Here is a 14645-nt window from a genome sequence, read left to right as displayed (position 1 = left end):
AAGGATTACATCGGATATATATCGACAGTGCCGACAACGGGCTACATGACGGGCCCATGCCGACGATCATCGAAGTGGCCGCACTCGCGGGTGTCTCTACTGCAACCGTGTCGCGCGTGTTGAGCCGGCCCGAACAGGTGTCCGAGGAAACGCGCCTGCGCGTGCTCGAGGTCGTGCGCGAAACGGGGTACGCGCCCAACGTCGCCGCACGCAGCCTGCGGACGTTGCGCGCCGCCAAGATCCTGCTGACCGTCCCCGACATCTCCAACGCGTTCTTCGCCAGCGTCATCCGCGGCGCCGAAGAGGCGGCACGCGACGCCGGCTATTCGGTGGTGGTCGGCGACACGCGCCACGACCCGGAAGTCGAGGATCAATATGCCGACATGCTGTCGCGCCGCGAGGTCGACGGGCTGATCTTCCTCGGTCATCGCCTGCCCGACCGCCTCGCCCCGCTGCTGGCGCGCAAAGGTGCAGCCGCGCCGATCGTCAACGGCTGCGAATATAGCCCAAACCTGGGCGTTCCGAGCGTCCATATCGACAACGCGGCCGCGAGCGCGGACGCGATCGACCATCTGATCGGTCTCGGCCACCGCACGATCGGCGTCGTCACCGGCCCCGAGATCAGCCCGATCAGCCGCGACCGTCTCGCCGGGGCGATCGATGCGGCGAGCCGCGCAGGTCTGCGAGACAGCCTGCACATCCGCGTCGGCGACTATTCCGCCGGCTCGGCCGTCGACCAGACCCGCGACCTGCTCGCCCATGACGTCACCGCGATCTTTTGCTTCAGCGACGAGATGGCGATGGGCGCACTCAGCGCGATCGGTGATGCGGGGCTGTCGTGCCCGGCCGACGTCTCGGTCATCGGCTTCGACGATCTGCCGCTCGCCCGCTATTTCCAGCCGCCGTTGACCACCATCGCGCAGCCCAAGGGCATGATCGGCCGCCGCGCCGTCGAATTGCTGGTCGATATCCTGCGCGGCGTCGACAGCCCGCTCAATCAGGTCACGCTCGATCACGAGCTCGTGGTGCGGAATAGCACCGCGGCCCCCCGCAGCATTTGACGGACCTCACCGAAAGGATCTTCATGTTCAGGAATTGGCTGCTCTTCGCCGTCAGCGCATTGCCCGCGGCGGCGCTGGCACAAAGCTCGACCGAACAGGCGCGCGCCATTGGCGGCGAACCGGCGACCGGCGGTCAGCGCCTCGTCCTGACCGACCTGCCGCGGGCCGCCGGAAAGACGATCACGCTGTTCGACGGGCGGAGCCTGGACGACTGGCGCCCCTGGCTCGGTTACGGCGATCCCGCCGTGACCTATCGCGGCGAACCCGGCAGCACGCCGATCGGTACCGGTCGGGACACAAGCGGCGACTTCGCCGTTCGCCAGGTCGACGGCCGCCCTGCAATCTGGATCAAGGGCGAGACCTGGGGCAGCCTCGTCCACCGCGCCGACCTGAGCAATTACCATCTTCGCCTACAGTATAAATGGGGTGCGAAGACATGGGCGCCGCGTGACCGGCAGTCGCCCAATAACGGCCTGCTCTACCATAGCCACGGCACCCCCGGCGAGGTGTTCGGGACGTGGCAACCGTCGATGGAGTTCGAGATCATGAAGGGCTCGACCGGTATGGCCGTGGTCGTCGGGAGCAAGGTTCGCGGCCGGACGACCGTCACGTCCGACCCGTCGCTCATTGCGCCGCATCTGCGTTTCCGCGTCGGCGGTCGACCGGTCGACATGGTCAACGGCAGCCCGACATGGAACGTCGAAGCCGCCACCGACGCCGAACGTCCGATCGGCCAGTGGAATACGCTCGATCTCTACGTGCTGGGCGATCGCGCCGTGCATGTCGTCAACGGAGTCCCGGTTGCCGCGGTCACCGATATCGCGACGATCGCGCCCGACGGCACCCGCCAGCCACTGACCCACGGCCCAATCCAGCTTCAGTCGGAAGGCGCCGAGACGTGGTTTCGCAGCATTACCGTCGAGCCGATCCGAAGCTTGCCGAAGATCGTCGTTGCGAGCAGTTCGCCCGACTGACGTGGTCGAAGCACGTCACTCGTGCGATCAGGGATGGGCGCGGCGCCACCCCCTGTACCCCACGACCGCAAGGCCGATAATGACCGCATAGAGCCCCGCGGTCAGCATCAACCCCTTGACGACGAACATCCCGACATAGGCGATATCCACCGCGATCCAGAGCAGCCAGTTCTCGCGGTGGCGACGCGCCGTCCAATATTGCGCGACGAGGCTGAAACTGCTGAGCGTCGCGTCGATCCACGGCAAGGCCGCATCGGTGTAGGTGCTGGTGAACCATCCGATCGCGAGCGCACCGACCGCGCCCGCCGCCAGCCCGGCCAGTGCCTGCGATCGTGCCAGCGGCATCACCACGACGCTCCCCGTATCGCGGCTGCCGCGGGTCCAGGATATCCAGCCATAGAGGATGCCGATGCCGAACACCGCCTGCAACGCCATGTCGGCATAGAGCCGGACATCGAGGAACAGCTTGAAATACAGCGCGCAGGCGACGAGATTCAGCGGCCAGCACAGCATCCTGCGCTTCGCAGTCAGCCAGATCGCGAGGACGCTGACGACGACGGCGACGATCTCCAGCATCGACATCAGCCGCGTGCACCCAAGGCGATCCGGGCGAGGAAATCCTGCCCCGATGCCGACAGGAACCATTCGGCGTGGCCGATCGCATATTGGTCCCAAGCCTGCGTCGCAGCCACATGATCGCCGAGGACACCGGCAAAATACGCGACTTCCGATAGCGCGAATTCGAGATGCACCAACGGCAGCAGGCGGAGCATCGTCTCGATTTCGGCAGGGTCCAGCGGGCGGATCGTCGCATAGCCCGCGATCAGCGACAGCGCAGCCTCGGGGTCGGCGATGGCGGCGTTCTTTCCCAGTTCCAGCCACGCGATGGCGGTCCGCTCGATCGCCGTGGCCAGATCGTGCACCGCGCAGGTCCGGTCGGCCAGCCCGAAGTCGAACACCGTCTCGACCGTGCCATCCGGCGCCCATAGAAGATTGGAGGGATGCCAGTCGTTATGCGTCCACAACGGCCGGTGCGCGGCAAGCCGCGGTGCCAGTCCACTGACCGACGCCGCGAAGAGCGATGCCAGTTGCCGCCGCCATGGCCGGTCCGCCAGAAACGCGGCCAGCGCGGGACGCGCCGCGACATAGGCTTCCGCCGCCGCCAACGGATCGGTGGCGGGCAGAATGGTGAAGCTCGCGACCAGCGGCTGGACGGTGCGCGCAGGAGCATCGAACCCGTGCGAAGCCTGATTCAACCGGGCCAGCGCGACACCGGCGGCGTGTGCGTGGCCGGGCAGCAGAAACGGCGTCCAAGACGGCCTGTCGCGGTACAGATCGGCCCCCGCCGCGCGACGATGCAGCTCGTACGTGCCCTCGCCGACCGCGATGGCAGTAGCGCCGTCCTCAGCGAGCATTACCTCCGGCACCGACACCCCCGCGGCAGCAAGATGAGCAGCGAAGGCGTGCTCCTGCGCCAGTCCCGAGACCGACCGCACGTGGCGATCATGGCGCTTCAGCAGGAACGATCCCCGCGTCGTATCGACCAGCGTCGCCGCGGAAAACGGCCGGGGGGAATGCCAGCGCAACCCCTCGATACGACCCGCCGCGGGAAACCGGGCCAGCACCGCTTCGGCTTCATCGTCCTCGATCGCAGGCCAGACGGGCGTCTCCAGCTCGGTGCCCATGCCGTGAACCAGATGCCCGGTGGTGGCGTCTGCAACTTCCGTCACGCTCAGAAGCCGCGCGACACGGTCGCGATCACCGCCGCACCGCTGCCGATATAATAGGCCGGCGCAGAGCCCGAAATGACCGTGCCGCCGCGCCCGACGACATCGCGGGCGTTGGTACTGACCGACTGGACGCCGGCCAGGACGTGCGGGTCGGTCACGTTGATCGCGTTGATGCGCAGATCGGTGCGCTTGCCGTCGATCCAGTCGGCCAGGTGCAGGCCGACCGACAGGTCGAGCGTCGCATAACCCTTGATGCTCTCGTCGTTCATGAACGTCGCATATTGGCGGCCGACATATTTGCCGGCGATGCTGCCGAACAGGCGCCCGTCGTCATAGGTGCCGCCACCGCCGATCTGCACGGTCGGGCTCGACACAGCCCGCTTGCCGCGGGTCGGCAGATAGTCTCCGCCAACCGGTAGATCGTCGTCGATCCGCGCGCGCAGATATTCGCCGGAGACATAGACGCTGACACCCTTTGCCGGGCGATAATCGATCTCCGCATCGACGCCCCAGCTGGTCTGCCCGCCGGCGTTCAGCGTCGAATTGACCTGCGCGCCGCCGACGTCGACCACTGTCGCCAGCTGCCGGTTGCGGAATTTATAGTGGAAACCAGTCGCCGATAACGACAGGCTTGGGCCGATATAGCGATAGCCCAGTTCCTGCGAGACCGAATATTCGTTCTTCAGCGCGTCCGTGCCGCGCGTCGACACCACGCCGCCCGCGTAGCTGTCGTAGAGCGTGAATTCGTTGGGCGTGCGGAAATTGGTCGTGACGTTGGCGAATATCTGCTGGCGATCATCCAGCGCATAATGGATGGCGGCGCGTGGCAAGGCGGCAAAGCTGTCCTTGCGGACGCGGGTCTGCGGCCCGGGCAGATAGTTGCGACCGTTGCGGAGCAGGTTGACGCCCTTGAAGCCTGCATCGACCGTCAGGCGCGGCCCAAGCGCGATGCTGTCGGCCAGGAAGAAGGCCTTCGTCACCGTGACGGTCCGCTGGTTCTCATAGGCGAGCAGGCGGCCATCGGCGGTTCGGATCGCCTTGCTGCGATATCCCCACCGGTCGGTCGGGTCGCCGTCGGCGTCGACTGCGGTGTAGGTCTGGGCGACCCGGTCCGTACCATAGTCGAACCACAGGCCCGCGGTGATCCGGTGTATGCCCGCCTGCAGCGTCAGCTTGCTGACATTGCCGGTACGCATCTGGTCGCCGGTGTAATTGCCAAGCACCGTCGCGACGCCGTCGACCGCGCCGGGCAGCGCGATCGGCTGCGCCAGTTCCTCGCTCCCGAGGAAATTGCCGGTGGTGGCGAGTTCGGTGCCGTAGGGCGAATTGCCATAGCCGAACTGGAGGTAAGTCGTGCTGTCGAGCGTCAGGCGGTCGTTCAGCGTCACATGCACCGGCGCCGAGGCGTAGAGGTTGCGGAACGGCGCGCGGTAGAGCCGCCAGTAATTGGTGTTCCCCGCGGTATAGCGCGCGTCATGGTTGAACCCGCGGCCCTGCGCTTGCCAGTCGGCGAGCGTCGGGCTGGGATAGGCCGACGTATTCCCGTCATTGTACGACAGCGCCAGGCTGGCGCGGTTGCCGTTACCCCATTCGCGCAGCAGCTTGGCGTCGACGTGCTGGCGCGTATCATAGCCTGCGCCGCGCCAATTGTCCGCGCGGGTGTTCGAATAGGACACGAACGCTTTGAGGCCCGTATTCCCGATCGTGCCCGTATCGACCCGAACGAACACGCGCCGCAGATCATACGAGCCGAGCGAGAGATCGACGAGGCCCTGCCGCGTCGCCTTGGGATCGTCGAGCGTCAGCGACAGGAGCCCGCCTGCCCCGCCGACCGTCGGCGAATCGATGTCGACCGAGCCTTGCGCCAACGCGATCTGCTTCACGTTCTCGGCATCGGCGAACTGCGACGGATAGGCGTAATAATAGCCGATGTCGTTCTGCGGCGACCCCTCGAGCAAGACGCCGATCTGGTCCTGTCCCAGCCCGCGCAACGTCAGGCTCGAGCTCGTCGACAGGCCGTAGGGATCGCTTGACGCGACGTTCGCGCCCGGCAACAGGTTCACGAGCTGAAACGCGTTGAGCGTCGGTGCCTGCTTGACGATGAAGTCGGCGGAAATCGCGCTTACGGCCTTGGGATCGGTCTGATCGGGCAACAGCCCCTCGGGATCGCGGTGCCCGATCACGCGGATATCCGCCGGGTCTGCGGTCACTTGTTGCGCCCACGCGGCAGCGGGGACTGCCAGCAGCCCCGCGGCCAGCGCCAGTGCGCTGCACCGAACCATCATCTTGTCGCACGAAATCACAGCCGGCATCGTCTCAGGTCCACTCCACACGGAGGGACGACGGACGTGCCGCCAACCCTCCCTACGCCGGTTTCAGCCGGATCAGGTTCAGCGGGTCATGGGCTGCAGCCCACCTCTCAGCCGCGCATAAGCGGCCCCCCGGGGATCCGCGCCGTCTAGGCTATCGGACGGCGCGTGGAAACAGCTATCGGTGGATAATCTGGACCTCGTGGCAGACGCGGCTTGAAGGCAGCTCGTGGCGGCGCTTCAACGAGCCTTGCCGGGTTTGAGATACCGGTCGCGGGGCAGATCGGCGGGTATCGCGATGGCCGGTCCCTGCCGCGATGCAGCGGCGGCGAGCCACTCGGCACCGCCGTCGCGGCCTCGGGTAGAGCCATCGCCGCGGGTGGCGACACGGCCGTAGACAGGACGCTCGCGATCGCCGGGCGCGCCGCCAAACATCGCGGCGATGTTGCCGTAGGTCGACGGATCGCGACCGTCGAGGCTCAGCCGGTCGTTCAGGTAACACGCCGTCGCCCATGCCGTCTCGGGATCGGGGGTCATCGCGATCAGGCGCTTAGCCCAGTACATCCGCAGATTGTTGTGCATCCAGCCGAAGCGGACGAACTGACGCTGGCAGGCGTTCCAGGTTTCGTCGCGGGTCTCGCCGCGCAACAATGCCGACAAATCTTCCACGTCCGGCCTTGGATCGTTCGCATGGTCTGCCAGTGTGTTGCGCGCCCATGCTGCTACGCGATCGTAAGTCTCGGGTGTATTGAGCGCGCGGGCTTGGTAGTGGAACCATTCGCGCCAGCCGAGTAGTTCGTCGGCGAATTTCATCGTGTGCTTGGCGCCCGCCGGGGCGGCATTTACGGCCCGCATGACCTCGCGCGGACCCAATATGCCGAAATGGAGGTAGGCGGAGAGACCGCTGGCGCCTTCCGGGCGCATCGCGTCGTTGCGGGCAGTGGCGTAGCTGGGCAGCACATCCTGGGTCAGGCGGAGCAGGCGGGCCTCGGCGGCCGCGCGACCCGCAGGAAAGGCTGGGCTCACCGGAAGGCTGTGGTCGATGGCCAGACCGGCGACCAGTGCATCCAGGTCGATGTCTTCAAGCCGATCGGGTGTGAACGGCAGCGCGCCATCGAAGGGTGCGAGTTCGGTCGCCTCGTCCTGCGAGTCCGTCCAGTCCGCACGCGCCGGCTCATGGCGCCGCAGGAACGCCGACCGGCTGCTCACATCGTCGCCGAGCACCGCGGGCGGGACCAAGCACGCCGCAGTGACCGCGTAGACGGGCACGGCGATCTGCGCCGCCACGCGATCGACCTGCCAGCGCGCGACGAAGGTCGGCTGATCCTCCACGACAAGCGCCGCGGCGTCGGCACATAGGCGGTAGACGAGGCCCTTTTCGCGGCGGCCTTCACGATCGACGTGCTGGACGCAGGCGAGCCCACGCTCGCGGCAGCCGATGGCGACGTCCCGGCTCGCGCCAAGGATGAAATGATGCAGCCGGTCCGACGCGTAGGGATAGTCCTCGCGCACGCCGTGATAGACGAGCACCGGCACGCCGAGCGCATTGCCGAGCCGGACGGCGGCATCGATCACCGGATTGTCCCGTGCGCGCAACGCCTGCTGGAGCCAGCACAGCACGTATCGTGCGTCCGACGCCAGCAGCATCTCGTTCATGGCGCGGACGCGCGGCGCCTCACGCCAGTCGGACAGGCCGGGTGGCAGCATGGCGGTCACCATCCCATGCTGCCCGGTATGCCCTTGAACGGGCCGGCGAGGTCTGAGGTGATCCACCCGCCGTAAAAGCCGCCCGGCTGTGGGCGGACGCGCTCGCCGTCGACCGTGCACAGATCGAACGGGGCCGCGTAGAAGGCGACGTGATTGCGCAGGATCGCGAACGCTGGCGTGGGATTGGGATAGCTCCACGCGACGTCGTTGAAGACCTGTCCGCCAATCTCGACATGCCAATAGCGTGCTTCGCCCTTCCATTCGCAGAACGAACGCCGAGGCGAGGGACGGAGCAGGCCGGGCGCGATCGCGTCCGGGGGGATGTACCAGCTTGGCGGGTGGCTGGTTTCGATCGTCCGCACCGCGGCACGCGTGTCGGCGACGACGATACCGGCATGCTCGATGCGAATGTGTCGATCGTTCGGTTGCACGACGGCGGGACGCGGATATCGCCAGACGCTCTCCTGGCCGGGGGCTGCCGGATCGGGCTTCGGCTTCATGGTCGGACCTCCTGCTTGCCGGCCCAGCGTTGCAAGCGCGGACGGACTTTCAGGAAGCCCAGATAGGCGCGCTCCATCAGGCCGAGCACGGGCTTATGCCGCGCGAGCAGCCCGAACGGCCGCAGCACCGGGATCGCCCGCCACATCGCGGCGAACGCCGCAGCGCCGGACAGAAGACGGCCGTCCTCCATCGCGTGAAAGCGGGCGAGCAGATCGGCACGGTCGATCGGGCAGGATTCCACGCCCGTCGCGTCGATGAAATCGATCCTGCCACGCCGGTCCAGCCGTCGCATGATCGCGATCTCGCGTCGGCACAGCGGGCAGTTGCCGTCATGCCAGACGGTCACGCGGCTCATGTCCTCGTACCCCGCGTCTTGTCGGCCGGATTATCGCGCCAGATGCGTTTGGCGAGCAAGGTCGCGAAGCCGAGCCAGGCCACGAACGGCACTCCAGTGGCGGCAGCCGGCTTGTCGACTTTGGCGGCGGTCGCGACATAGGCGGCGCTGGAGGCGACCATCGCGGCCGATGCCACCGCGCTCGCCCCGAGCTTCTTCTGGCGGAAGAACAGCTGGGTCCAGCCGCCGACCATCGCGGTGTTCAGCAGCCAGAGCCCGACCGCGGTATTGCGCGCCGGGCCCGATGGCTGCCGCAAGAGCCGATAGCCGCCGACCGCGAGCCCCGTCTCCAATACCGGCCACACCGCCCCGAACGCGGCGTCGGGCGGCGTGAACTCGGGTTTGTCGAGCCGGCGATACCAGCGGCGGATGCGCGGATGCGATGGATCGGGTGCATTGCGCCGCCCGACGAGCGCGCTTGCGCCGAGCACCAGGCCGACTGCGCCCAGCGCCAGCAATGGCGAGAGGCCTTTAGACGGCGGCGTATCGGCGGGCATTGGCGGTTCCGATCGCGCGGTGTCGGCGTCGTGCGCCATGATTATGTCCTTGTAGCGGGAGAGATCGGGGGCTTTCGAACGGCCACCGAATAGTTTGCCGGTAACGCGGCGAACGGCGGGTTTGCTGGCGACGTTCAACGCAGTGTGCAGGAGGCGGATGCCCGTGCGGGTCTGCGGGTTCATCATCTTCGGCGCGATCTTGGGCACGCCCTGCGCGTCCTCGACCATCGGCCGCATCGCCTTTTCGTAGGCGGCGAACGCGGCGGCGACGTCGTCGGTCCGCGCCATCTCGGCGGCCAGAACATAAGCGCCGGTGATCGCCAGCGTGGTGCCGATGCCGGCGATCGGCGTGGCGCACCATGCCGCATCGCCGGTCAGCACCACCCTGCCCTTCGACCAGCTCTTCATCCGCACCTGTCGCAGCACGTCGAAATAGAAGTCGTCGGTCGTGTCCATGCCGTCGAGCACACGCTGGGACTTCCACCCGGCATTGGCGAAGCGCTCGCGGAGCCATGCCTTCTGGTCAGCGATGCTCCAGTCCTGCTCACCCTGTGGTGCTTGCTGCACGGACAACATGGCGCGCGTCGTGCCGTGGCGATCGGGTCGCAGTGACACGCTGCGACCCTCGGTTGTGTTGTACCACCGCCAGAGCCGATCGTCGTCCGGCGTACGCGGGATCGTGAAATAGGCGATGGTCAGGTCCATCCATCGCGGGTCGTTCTCGTTCGGGAACACGTGCGCGCGCGTGGCGGAGCCGACGCCCTCGGCCACGATCACCGCGTCGTAACGCTCCGTGCGGCCGCTGGCGAAGGTGACCGATGCCGCCGTTTCGGTCTGCTCGATCGCGGTTACGCTGTCGCCGAACCGATAGGTCACATGCTGCGCGGCGGGTTCGTAGAGCAGGCGGGCGAGATCGCCACGCAGGATTTCCATCTCGGCGGTCATGCCTTCGCCGCCGGCATCGGTGACCAGGAACTGCGCGGCGATCCGGTTCTCCGCATCGACCCACGCGGTACCCTCCTCGCCGGTGCCGTGGTCCAGCGCCGCCTGTTCAAGCCCCATACGCCGCAGCACCTCGCGCCCCGAACCGCGGACGTCGATGTTCTGCCCGCCATCGCGAAACGCCGGCGCGCGTTCGACCAAGGTCACGTTGAACCCGACGCGACCCAGCCACCACGCCGCAGTATTCCCCGCAACGCTGGCGCCGGTGATCAGGATATGGCGGGCCATGAAACGCTCTCCTCTGCACCGCACAACGGGCGAGCCGATGTTAAGTCGCCTGCCTCGATACCCGGGCAGGACGTTGGAGAGATTGGATCGGTGGTCGAGCTACGCAATGCGCTTTCGTGGCTCGCAATAGGCCTCGATTGATTTTTGCTGTCGCGCGCGATCATGGCTTTAGGGATGTCGTGTGAAACCATGGTATCGTTCGCCGAACAGCGCAGCGAGCGATCAAGCGACGGGGGGAGCGGAAGGCGATGAGCATCGACACCATTTCGGCCGCCGGCTTTTCGACCGATAGCGCCGATGCACGGTCGAACCAGCGTCTCGTGCGGCTCGTCACCGACAGCCCGATCCCGTCGGTGATCAGCGACCCCCGCCTGCCCGACAACCCGATCGTGGCGTGCAACCAGCCGTTCTGCGACCTGACCGGCTATCCCGCGGACGAGGTGATCGGACGCAATTGCCGATTCCTGTCGGGACCGGCGACCGAACCCTGGCTGTCCGAGGAGATCCGCCGCGGCGTGCGCGAGCACAAGCCGGTGCTGGTCGAGATCCTCAACTACAAGCGCAACGGCCAGCCGTTCCGTAACGCGGTATTGGTCGCGCCGCTGTACGACGAGGAAGACCGCCTGCTGTATTTCCTCGGCTCGCAGGTCGAGATCGACACCAATGCAGCGCCGCCGACCAGCATGCGGCGGATCCGTGCGGCGGAGATGGTCAAGGCGCTGTCGCCACGGCAGGGCCAGGTGCTCAAGTTCGTCGCGCAGGGCCTCCTCAACAAGCAGATCGCCGCCGAACTCGGGCTGGCCGAGAAGACGGTGAAGATGCACCGCGCGATCCTGATGGATCGGCTCGGCCTTACTACCACCGCGGACCTGATCCGGCTCGCGGTCGAGGCCGGGCTCTAGGCCAGAACGCACCCGGCATATGGGCCAAGGTCCGTATCGCACCCTGCCCTACCCCGGCGTATCCGGTCTTTGGTCGTCACAGCGGCTGGGTCGCGGGCCGTGTTAGCCATCGGTTCCGCGACTTGGGTGGAACTCCCTCCGTTGCCCTTCGAGTCGCTGTGGCGCCATCCCCGGGTGGACCGAAACCGATCTCTCCGTCGGCCCTCGCTCTCCCGCAACAAGGCCGGTTCGCCAGCGTAGCGGGCCAGGCGCAGCAAGGTGATGGAGACCTTCATGGACAGCATAACCCCGTTCCAGTTCTCGCTGGTATATAACGCGTTCTCGTTCACGTTCGCGACGATGGCCGCGGCGACCGCCTTTCTGTGGCTGTGCCGATCGCAGGTCGCGCCAGCCTACCGCACCGCCGTGACCATTTCTGGACTGGTGACTGCGATCGCCGCCTATCATTACCTGCGCATCTTCGAGAGCTGGAACGCGGCCTACATCTTGAAGGACGGGATCATCTCGGCAACCGGCTTCGCGTTCAACGACGCCTATCGGTATGTCGACTGGTTGCTGACCGTGCCGCTGTTGCTGGTCGAGCTGGTGCTGGTGATGCGACTGTCGCCCGAGCAGACCTCGTCGAAGACCGTCCGGCTGGGTTCGGCCGCGGCATTGATGATCGTGCTGGGTTATCCTGGCGAGATTGCGACCGACATCCCGACCCGCGCGCTGTGGGGCACCTTGTCGGCGATCCCGTTCATCTACATCGTCTGGGAATTGTTCCGCGGGCTCGGCGAGTCGATCGAGCAGCAGCCGGCCGCCGCACGCGACCTCGTGCGCAAGGCACGCCTGCTGACCTTCGCGTCATGGGGCTTCTACCCGATCGTCTATATGGCGCCCTATGCCGGGATCAGCGGCGCGACCGCGACGACCGTCATCCAGCTCGGCTACACGATCGCGGACATCGTCGCGAAGGCCGGCGTCGGCGTGCTGATCTACATGATCTCTGTTCGCAAGTCGCAGGTCGAGGCGCACGGTGTCGCTGTCCACAACCATTGATACCGATCCTTCCGTTCGGGTCGCGGCAACCGTTGCCGAGACCGGTACAAACCGCCGCGTCCCCTCGGGGCGCGGCGGCTTCGTGCATCCCGGCTTCTGGCTGGCTGCCTTGTACCTCGCGACAGCATTGGCAGCGGGACTGTCGCTTGATGGACCTATCGCGACGCTGATCGCGACGATCGTCTTCATTGGCGGGGGCATGCCGCATGGCGCCTACGACATCGCGTTGCTTGCGCGTACAGGCCGCCTCGGGCGCCACGGGCTCGGGCTTGCGGTTGGTGGCTATGTCGGGATCGCGGTCGCGATGGCCGCAATGTGGGTGATGAGTCCGCTGGTCGCGCTGATCCTGTTCGTCGCGGTCGCCTCGGTCCATTTCGGCGAGGACTGGACGATGATCGACGAGCCTTTGCTCAAGGTCGCAGCGGGGACCGCGATCATCGCGGCACCCGCAATCGGTCACCCGGCCGAAGTCGCGCGGCTGTTCGTCGCGATGGTCGGCGGCGCGGGTGGCGAGACGGTTGCGCGGTCGCTGATCGCGGTCGCGCCGGTCGCGCTGCTGGTCACGATCGTCGGCATCAGCGACGCCTGGCGGAGCGGCGCGCGCGAATGGGCGGCGGCGACGGCGGTCGCGATCCTTGGACTGATCCTTGCGCCACCGGTGGCCGGGTTCGCGCTGTTCTTCGTGTTCCTTCACTCGCCGCGTCATCTGGCCGATGCGCGGATCACGCTGGGCGGGGTTTCGCAGCGCTGGTGGCTGGCGACGGGGGCGGCCTTGTCGGTGGCGGCGATCGGCGGCTGGCTTGTCTTCGCCACCAGCCTCCAGCGTTTTCTGCCGACCGACCTGACGGCGCAGGCATTCCAGTTGCTCGCCACTGTCGCGGTGCCGCATCTGGTGTTTTCCAGGTGGATCGAGCGGCGGCTGGCGCGGAGTGGTGGCTAGTCGATAGCCGCCTGACGAAACCGAGCGTCCGTCATCGCAACCGGTCCCGAAACTCGGCGAGCCGCGATCGATAGCCGTCCGCATCGCCGTATTCGAGAAACGAATAATAGCGATGGAGAGGATCGTCGACGCGCAGCGCGTGCTTGATCGGGCACCAATATTGTTCGGTCCGGCTGCTGACTTCGCGCACGAAACCGACCAGGCCGTTGGCGTAGGAGCAGAAGGCGCAGTTGAGCGCCTCGATGCGGTTCAGGTAACCGAGATGCGCGCGGTCGAACATGATGTAGTCGCGGCGCCGTACCCGGGCGATGCCGTACGCGCGAAAGCAGATCGCCTGGTACAGGCTCACCCACGCATCGACGATCAGCAGCGGCACGATCAGCGAATAAATGACCGGCGCGGTGACGATCGAGACCAGATCGGAGCGCGCGACGAAGCGGATCACCGACACCTTCAACCGCCGTTGCGCATCGAGCACACCGTATTCGAACCCGATAATCCGGCCGGTAAGCTCGACGCCCAGCGCGCGCCGTCGCCGCTCGATCTCGCGGTCGAGCTCGCCCTGAAGCCGGACGATCTCCTGCGCCAGATCCTGCATCCGCTGGATATCGATCGTCATACGGTCTCCTCGTTCGGACGTGGGATCGCCCGTCCGCACCCTAGGCTTCCGCGACCCCGTCGATAGGATCGGAAACTACGTGTTTCCCGACACTGCGAAGGGCCCGGCGGAGCGGCTACTCGAAAAATGCGCCCGTGTCCGCGGTGCGGTCTCGAAAGGACGCCAAGATGGTCGAACTCGTCAACGAACGCACCCGCGCCACCCCGCCTTCTCCCGGACCATGGTCCACCGACCTGATCGCGCGCGACGGCTATCTGTTCCACGTCCGGCCCGCCGCTCCCGAGGACGAACCCGCGCTCGGCGAATTCTTCCGCCACGTCGACCGGGAAGATCTGCGGTTCCGCTTCCTGAGCGCGATCCACAAGGTCGGCCATGACCAGCTGAAGGCGCTGGTGACGATCGACCACGACCACACCGAGAACTTCCTCGCGTTCGACCCCGCGACCGGTCGGATCATCGCGACCGCGATGCTCGCCGCCGACGACAGCTTCGCGCGCGCCGAGGTCGCGGTCGCAATCCGTGCCGATTTCAAGCGACGGGGGATCAGCTGGACGTTGCTCGATCATGTCGCGCAGTTCGCGCGTTCGAAGGGCATCCTGACGCTAGAATCGATCGAGAGCCGGGACAATCACCAGGCGATCGATCTCGAGCGCGAACGGGGCTGGGTCGCGTCGGCCTGTCCCGGCGATCCCGCGGCGATGATCCTGCGGATGACGCTGGCCCCGTCCCTCACCTGAATC

General features: G+C 66.6%; 14 protein-coding genes and 1 riboswitch. Of the genes, 6 read left to right on the top strand and 8 right to left on the bottom strand.

Annotated elements, in window-relative coordinates; genetic code table 11:
• Positions 1 to 56: 56 nt before the first annotated feature.
• A complete protein-coding gene (locus tag VH567_RS09055) occupies positions 57 to 1061 on the top strand; it encodes a LacI family DNA-binding transcriptional regulator (protein WP_423325266.1) in 1005 nt (334 codons plus the stop codon).
• Positions 1062 to 1084: 23 nt separating this feature from the next.
• The gene (locus VH567_RS09050) at positions 1085 to 2035 is read left to right on the top strand and encodes a 3-keto-disaccharide hydrolase (protein WP_423325264.1); all 951 of its coding nucleotides are present in this window, start codon (positions 1085 to 1087) and stop codon (positions 2033 to 2035) included.
• A 27-nt stretch (positions 2036 to 2062) separates the two neighbouring features.
• Here the strand turns inward: VH567_RS09050 and pnuC are convergent, their stop codons facing one another.
• The 7 genes from pnuC to VH567_RS09015 form a co-directional block, all read right to left on the bottom strand.
• Positions 2063 to 2617 carry a nicotinamide riboside transporter PnuC gene (gene pnuC, locus VH567_RS09045; RefSeq protein ID WP_423325262.1) on the bottom strand — a complete coding sequence of 185 codons (555 nt, stop codon included), beginning with the start codon at positions 2615 to 2617 and terminating at the stop codon, positions 2063 to 2065.
• Positions 2617 to 3720 (bottom strand): phosphotransferase enzyme family protein, encoded by a 1104-nt coding sequence (locus tag VH567_RS09040; protein ID WP_423325874.1) that lies wholly within the window; start codon positions 3718 to 3720, stop codon positions 2617 to 2619. Before VH567_RS09040 ends, pnuC begins: the two co-directional genes overlap by 1 nt.
• 47 nt (positions 3721 to 3767) lie before the next feature.
• On the bottom strand, positions 3768 to 6077 hold the full coding sequence (locus tag VH567_RS09035; protein ID WP_423325260.1) for a TonB-dependent receptor: 2310 nt from the start codon (positions 6075 to 6077) through the stop codon (positions 3768 to 3770).
• 32 nt (positions 6078 to 6109) lie between these two features.
• Positions 6110 to 6219: riboswitch (TPP riboswitch) on the bottom strand.
• Positions 6220 to 6314: 95 nt separating this feature from the next.
• A complete protein-coding gene (locus VH567_RS09030) occupies positions 6315 to 7793 on the bottom strand; it encodes a deoxyribodipyrimidine photo-lyase (protein ID WP_423325258.1) in 1479 nt (492 codons plus the stop codon).
• Entirely contained in the window at positions 7787 to 8281 is a 495-nt protein-coding gene (locus VH567_RS09025) for a DUF427 domain-containing protein (protein WP_423325256.1), read from the bottom strand. The genes VH567_RS09030 and VH567_RS09025 overlap by 7 nt, the downstream gene beginning before the upstream one ends.
• Positions 8278 to 8637, bottom strand: a complete 360-nt coding sequence (locus tag VH567_RS09020; RefSeq protein WP_423325254.1) for a thiol-disulfide oxidoreductase DCC family protein — start codon at positions 8635 to 8637, stop codon at positions 8278 to 8280. The genes VH567_RS09025 and VH567_RS09020 overlap by 4 nt, the downstream gene beginning before the upstream one ends.
• Positions 8634 to 10403: a tryptophan-rich sensory protein gene (locus VH567_RS09015; RefSeq protein ID WP_423325252.1), complete on the bottom strand. Its 1770-nt coding sequence runs from the start codon at positions 10401 to 10403 to the stop codon at positions 8634 to 8636. The genes VH567_RS09020 and VH567_RS09015 overlap by 4 nt, the downstream gene beginning before the upstream one ends.
• Before the next feature lie 248 nt (positions 10404 to 10651).
• On the opposite strand from VH567_RS09015, the gene VH567_RS09010 reads away from it, so the two are divergent.
• The 3 genes from VH567_RS09010 to VH567_RS09000 all read left to right on the top strand — a co-directional run bounded on the left by VH567_RS09010 (position 10652) and on the right by VH567_RS09000 (position 13286).
• On the top strand, positions 10652 to 11305 hold the full coding sequence (locus tag VH567_RS09010; RefSeq protein WP_423325250.1) for a PAS domain-containing protein: 654 nt from the start codon (positions 10652 to 10654) through the stop codon (positions 11303 to 11305).
• Between the two features lie 273 nt (positions 11306 to 11578).
• Positions 11579 to 12346 (top strand): bacteriorhodopsin-like, encoded by a 768-nt coding sequence (locus VH567_RS09005; RefSeq protein ID WP_423325248.1) that lies wholly within the window; start codon positions 11579 to 11581, stop codon positions 12344 to 12346.
• Positions 12324 to 13286 (top strand): Brp/Blh family beta-carotene 15,15'-dioxygenase, encoded by a 963-nt coding sequence (locus tag VH567_RS09000; protein ID WP_423325246.1) that lies wholly within the window; start codon positions 12324 to 12326, stop codon positions 13284 to 13286. Before VH567_RS09005 ends, VH567_RS09000 begins: the two co-directional genes overlap by 23 nt.
• Positions 13287 to 13317: 31 nt before the next feature.
• Here the strand turns inward: VH567_RS09000 and VH567_RS08995 are convergent, their stop codons facing one another.
• Entirely contained in the window at positions 13318 to 13905 is a 588-nt protein-coding gene (locus VH567_RS08995) for a hypothetical protein (protein WP_423325244.1), read from the bottom strand.
• A gap of 167 nt (positions 13906 to 14072) precedes the next feature.
• On the opposite strand from VH567_RS08995, the gene VH567_RS08990 reads away from it, so the two are divergent.
• The gene (locus tag VH567_RS08990; RefSeq protein WP_423325242.1) at positions 14073 to 14642 is read left to right on the top strand and encodes a GNAT family N-acetyltransferase; all 570 of its coding nucleotides are present in this window, start codon (positions 14073 to 14075) and stop codon (positions 14640 to 14642) included.
• Positions 14643 to 14645: the final 3 nt, after the last annotated feature.

Source organism: Sphingomonas sp. 4RDLI-65 (assembly GCF_049472435.1).
Classification (GTDB): domain Bacteria; phylum Pseudomonadota; class Alphaproteobacteria; order Sphingomonadales; family Sphingomonadaceae; genus Sphingomonas.
Note: the sequence above shows the minus strand (reverse complement) of the source record. Positions and strands in the feature narration are given on the sequence as shown.

What these genes read in the sequence shown, in the direction of transcription:
- VH567_RS09055 (WP_423325266.1), top strand. Translation starts at nt 57, where the DNA reads ATGCCGACGATCATCGAAGTGGCCGCACTCGCGGGTGTCTCTACTGCA.
- VH567_RS09050 (WP_423325264.1), top strand. Translation starts at nt 1,085, where the DNA reads ATGTTCAGGAATTGGCTGCTCTTCGCCGTCAGCGCATTGCCCGCGGCG.
- pnuC (WP_423325262.1), bottom strand. Translation starts at nt 2,617, where the DNA reads ATGTCGATGCTGGAGATCGTCGCCGTCGTCGTCAGCGTCCTCGCGATC.
- VH567_RS09040 (WP_423325874.1), bottom strand. Translation starts at nt 3,720, where the DNA reads ATGGGCACCGAGCTGGAGACGCCCGTCTGGCCTGCGATCGAGGACGAT.
- VH567_RS09035 (WP_423325260.1), bottom strand. Translation starts at nt 6,077, where the DNA reads ATGCCGGCTGTGATTTCGTGCGACAAGATGATGGTTCGGTGCAGCGCA.
- VH567_RS09030 (WP_423325258.1), bottom strand. Translation starts at nt 7,793, where the DNA reads ATGGTGACCGCCATGCTGCCACCCGGCCTGTCCGACTGGCGTGAGGCG.
- VH567_RS09025 (WP_423325256.1), bottom strand. Translation starts at nt 8,281, where the DNA reads ATGAAGCCGAAGCCCGATCCGGCAGCCCCCGGCCAGGAGAGCGTCTGG.
- VH567_RS09020 (WP_423325254.1), bottom strand. Translation starts at nt 8,637, where the DNA reads ATGAGCCGCGTGACCGTCTGGCATGACGGCAACTGCCCGCTGTGCCGA.
- VH567_RS09015 (WP_423325252.1), bottom strand. Translation starts at nt 10,403, where the DNA reads ATGGCCCGCCATATCCTGATCACCGGCGCCAGCGTTGCGGGGAATACT.
- VH567_RS09010 (WP_423325250.1), top strand. Translation starts at nt 10,652, where the DNA reads ATGAGCATCGACACCATTTCGGCCGCCGGCTTTTCGACCGATAGCGCC.
- VH567_RS09005 (WP_423325248.1), top strand. Translation starts at nt 11,579, where the DNA reads ATGGACAGCATAACCCCGTTCCAGTTCTCGCTGGTATATAACGCGTTC.
- VH567_RS08995 (WP_423325244.1), bottom strand. Translation starts at nt 13,905, where the DNA reads ATGACGATCGATATCCAGCGGATGCAGGATCTGGCGCAGGAGATCGTC.
- VH567_RS08990 (WP_423325242.1), top strand. Translation starts at nt 14,073, where the DNA reads ATGGTCGAACTCGTCAACGAACGCACCCGCGCCACCCCGCCTTCTCCC.